The organism is Faecalibacillus sp. MSK20_93 (assembly GCF_020589945.1).
GTDB classification, from domain to species: Bacteria; Bacillota_I; Bacilli_A; order Erysipelotrichales; family Coprobacillaceae; genus Faecalibacillus; species Faecalibacillus intestinalis.
The window spans coordinates 1-4151 of sequence record NZ_JAJDKA010000101.1 but is presented as its reverse complement, the minus strand read 5'-3'; the positions used below and the strand labels follow the sequence as shown (position 1 = coordinate 4151).

4 protein-coding genes, 2 tRNA genes, 1 pseudogene and 1 other annotated feature are annotated in these 4151 nt (G+C 28.7%); of the genes and pseudogenes, 3 read left to right on the top strand and 4 right to left on the bottom strand.

What is annotated here, in order from left to right:
• From LJD34_RS15595 to LJD34_RS15580, 4 genes and pseudogenes are all read right to left on the bottom strand, one after another.
• Positions 1-238: pseudogene (locus LJD34_RS15595) on the bottom strand (3-deoxy-7-phosphoheptulonate synthase); the annotation flags it as partial.
• 55 nt (positions 239-293) lie between these two features.
• Positions 294-535, bottom strand: a binding site (T-box leader).
• Between the two features lie 96 nt (positions 536-631).
• Positions 632-705: transfer RNA gene (locus tag LJD34_RS15590), tRNA-Gly, on the bottom strand.
• A gap of 5 nt (positions 706-710) precedes the next feature.
• Positions 711-797 (bottom strand) — tRNA-Leu (locus LJD34_RS15585).
• A gap of 69 nt (positions 798-866) precedes the next feature.
• A complete protein-coding gene (locus LJD34_RS15580; protein ID WP_227360328.1) occupies positions 867-1370 on the bottom strand; it encodes a hypothetical protein in 504 nt (167 codons plus the stop codon).
• A gap of 104 nt (positions 1371-1474) precedes the next feature.
• On the opposite strand from LJD34_RS15580, the gene LJD34_RS15575 reads away from it, so the two are divergent.
• The 3 genes from LJD34_RS15575 to LJD34_RS15565 are packed head-to-tail and all read left to right on the top strand — an operon-like array spanning position 1475 to position 3824.
• Positions 1475-2056, top strand: coding sequence for a hypothetical protein (locus LJD34_RS15575; RefSeq protein ID WP_022001187.1), 582 nt, complete (start codon positions 1475-1477; stop codon positions 2054-2056).
• Positions 2056-3366, top strand: a complete 1311-nt coding sequence (locus LJD34_RS15570) for an RsmF rRNA methyltransferase first C-terminal domain-containing protein (RefSeq protein WP_227360327.1) — start codon at positions 2056-2058, stop codon at positions 3364-3366. The genes LJD34_RS15575 and LJD34_RS15570 overlap by 1 nt, the downstream gene beginning before the upstream one ends.
• Complete coding sequence (locus tag LJD34_RS15565; RefSeq protein ID WP_227360326.1) at positions 3363-3824, top strand: HD domain-containing protein; 462 nt, start codon at positions 3363-3365, stop codon at positions 3822-3824. Before LJD34_RS15570 ends, LJD34_RS15565 begins: the two co-directional genes overlap by 4 nt.
• Positions 3825-4151: the final 327 nt, after the last annotated feature.

The following is a 4151-nucleotide window of genomic DNA, read 5'->3' as shown; positions in this document are numbered from 1 at the left end:
CTTCTGGATGGAAAGCTCTATTAGCTAATTTATATGGTTCTGATACATGCATGACTTTTTCTACAGCTGGATCAACTTCAATTGATTCTGGATCTACTTTTGTTGTATCTCCAATAATTCCAATAACTGATTGTGTTGCCCCATTTACAACATTTACTCTTAACCCTAATTTTTCTACTGATCCTGATACTTTTTCTACATCTTCTTTAGATGCTGTTGATTTCATTACAATAATCATATTACTTGTCCCCTTTTCTTCATTTCCCTTGATATAAATAAAAAAGCTCTCATCCTCTAAGGACGAGAGCTATCGCTTCGTGATACCACCTTTGTTTATTAGTATATTACTATACTAACCTCATCGAGTACAATCATACTCTTCCACTTTAACGGGTGTAACCGGAGATGCCTACTTAAAACTGTTCAACACTCTACTCCAAGATGAATTCAACAAAAATCTCTACTTTCCTTTTCACCTACCAGGAAATCTCTACGCTAAAGATCAACGTCTACTCTTTCTTTTCACAGTATTTATATCAAATGTGATTACATTGTATACAAATTGTTATCATCTGTCAACCATTTGTTTTAAATATAATAAAAACATCTCATTAGAGATGTTATCATCACTTGGAGCGGGTGATGGGAATCGAACCCACGTAGTCAGCTTGGAAGGCTGAAGTTCTACCATTGAACTACACCCGCAAGTATGGTGCCCGAAACCGGACTCGAACCGGTACAGCTGTTACACCGGCAGATTTTGAGTCTGCTGCGTCTACCAATTTCGCCATTCGGGCTTGTGTGCCTTATCATTATAACAAGACCTTTATTATAAAACAAGCAAAAAATAAAAAAAAGAGTATTCCCTACTCTAATTTATCTTTAAAAGCATTCCATTTTTCTTCTGTGAATTTTTTTACACGATCAATCCCATTTTCTACATCATCTACAGCATCTTGAAAAACACCTTCCCCATTTCCATAATAATACATCATCAATGTTTTCGTTTTCTTTCCTAATTCTAAAATTTCTTTTTCTTCACTTGATAACTTTTGATCCGTATTTTTTTCTATATACTCTAATCGACTCGCAGCTTCATAAACTTTTTTAGCTTCTTCTTGATTATCTTGAGTAATTCCTTCTTTAATTTTATCATAACCATCTAAAATTGTTTGTGTTAAGGCTTTAACATCTTGTTTAGAAGTATCATTTTCAACATCTTGATCTATCTGATCAAAATCATCTTTTACATCATCCCAAGCAATTTCTACGTTTTCTTTAAAACCACTATCAGTTGTTTGATTTCTACAGCCTGTTAAAGTAAAAGTACAAGTTATTAAAAGTATCAAAGTTATAATATATCTTTTCATTTTATTCCTTCTTTCATTTCTAGTATGTCCTTGATATTTTATTTCATACTTTTATTGAAGAAAAAGCATGTTTTCGATAAAATATAAAAAAAAGAGGAATGCTTATGACAAATAAAGAAAGATTTATAGAATTATATAAAACAAATATAAAAAGACCTGGAAGTGAAAAACTTCTTGAATATTTATTATCTCCACATTCTGATTTCTTTGAAGCACCTGCCAGTGCACGATTTCATGGAAGCTATGATGGTGGATTACTTGAACATAGTTTAAATGTATATGATTGTTTGAAAGATTATCTTCAAAGAGAAAGAGTGAAAGATACATATCAAATGAATTATAGTGAAGAAACAATTGCGATTGTTTCATTATTACATGATTTATGTAAAATTAATTGTTATAAAAAGGGAACACGTAATGTTAAAAAAGATGGTCAATGGATTCAAGTACCAAACTATGAATATGATGATCAATTGCCTTATGGTCATGGTGAAAAAAGTGTTTATATGATTAGTGGTTATATGCGTCTTACAAGAGAAGAAGCTTTTGCGATTAGATATCATATGGGCTTTTCTGGAAATGAAGATGCTAGAAATGTTGGAAAAGCTTTTGAAATGTTTCCTATTGCTTTTGCATTAAGTGTTGCCGATATGGAAGCAACTTATTTTATTGAGGGGAAAAAATAATGAATGAATTATTTATTAAACGAATGAAAGAATTATTAAAAGATGATTTTGATGCTTTTATTAATTCTTTAAATGAAAATGAAGTTAAAGGATTTTATTTAAATCCTTTAAAAAAGGATGTTTTAAATCATTTAAATCATCAATATATAGAAAAACATCCTTATGTAGATGGTGGTTATTATTTTGATTATCTTCATTATCCATTAGGGAAAAGTCCTTATTTTATGTGTGGACTTTATTATATTCAAGAACCAAGTGCTATGAGCGTAGCAGCTTGTTTAGATATTAAAGAAAATGATTATGTTTTAGATATGTGTGGTGCTCCTGGAGGTAAGACGTGTTATGTTGCCAGCCGTCTTTCTAATGAAGGATTAATGATTGCTAATGATATTTCTAAATTACGTGCTTCTATTTTATCAAGTAATATTGAAAGATTTGGTTTAAAAAATACAATTGTGACGAATTGTGATCCTTTAAAAATGAAATTTGAAAGTTTCTTTGATAAAATCATTTTAGATGCTCCTTGTTCTGGAGAAGGTATGTTTAGAAAAGATAAAGAAGCAATTGATACTTGGTCAATGCAAAAGATAAATGAGTGTGCTTATATTCAAAGAAACTTAATTGATCAAGCATATAAGATGCTTAAAAAAGATGGCATTTTAATTTATTCTACATGTACTTATTCTTTAGATGAAAATGAAAAACAAGTTGAATATATGATCAATGAATTAGGTATGAAATTACTTCCAATTAATAAAAAAGAAGGAATGTCTGATGGTTTTATTGAAGGAACCATTAGAATGTATCCTCACATTAATCGTGGTGAAGGACAATTTATAGCCATGTTACAAAAAACAACAGAAACAGCTATTTCAAAAGAAAAAATCTTAAAACCAAATTTAAAGAAAGAACAGCTACAACTTGTTCAAAAATTTTATCAAGAAAACTTAAATATTCCTGTACCACCTTATCTTTATCAATCAAATAATCACGTCTATGCTATTTTAAATCATTTTCCTGAACTTTCAATCAAAGTTTTAAGAAATGGTCTTTATTTAGGAGAATGTAAAAAAGGAAGATTTGAACCAAGTCTTTCACTTGCTCTTACTTTAAATAAAGAAGATGTTAAAAGATCTTATAATTTTAAATGTGATAGTCAAGAAGTAAAAGATTATCTTTCTGGTTTAACCTTGAAAGGAAATAATCAAAAAGGATATGGTGTTATTTTTGTAGATGGTTATCCACTTTCTTTCTATAAAGAAAGTAATAATCAAGTTAAAAATTTATATCCTAAAGGACTTAGACGATGAAAAGATATTTAGAAATTGAAAAAGTCGTATATCAAGAACTTGAAAAAAACTGTTTTGGAAACAAAAAAAGACAAGGCTATCGTCATCTATTTGGCGTTTCAACCTTATGTATTGCCTATAGTCAGTATGTACAATTAGACTGTGAACTATGCGCTATTATGGGACTTTTACATGATTATTCCGTTTATAAAAACAATACCTCATTTAATCACGCTCAACTTTCAAGTGAACTTGCTAGAAAGATGTTAGAAGAAAATTTATTGTTTGAAAATGAAGAAATAGATATTATCGTTCAAGCTATTAAAAATCATTCAACTAAAAATAAAGTTCATGATCAATATAGTGAACTACTTAAAATGTGTGATGTTTTAGAAACTTATTATCATGACCCTGATTGTATTTTTGATGAATATCATCAAAAATATATTGAAAAAGCATCATTACTTCTTAACAAATAAAGAACCTTAATGGTTCTTTATTTCAGACTGTTGACAAATAAAAAAACAACAGTCTTTTCTTTTGTAAAATAAAAAGACATTAAAAATAGAAATTTTAAGTATCTTTATAATACAATTATTCTACTATAAGAAACAATTGTATCTAATTACAACAATTCCTCAACTATAACATTCGAGGAATTAATTAGTAGGAAATAAATATTATTGATAAGATATCAATATTCTATTTTTTAGTTAGAATTTATAACAAAAAAGGATGTTACGATTTAAATTAATGTGGACCCCATGTCAAGGACAATAAATAAAAAAGTACTTAAATTTGAATAA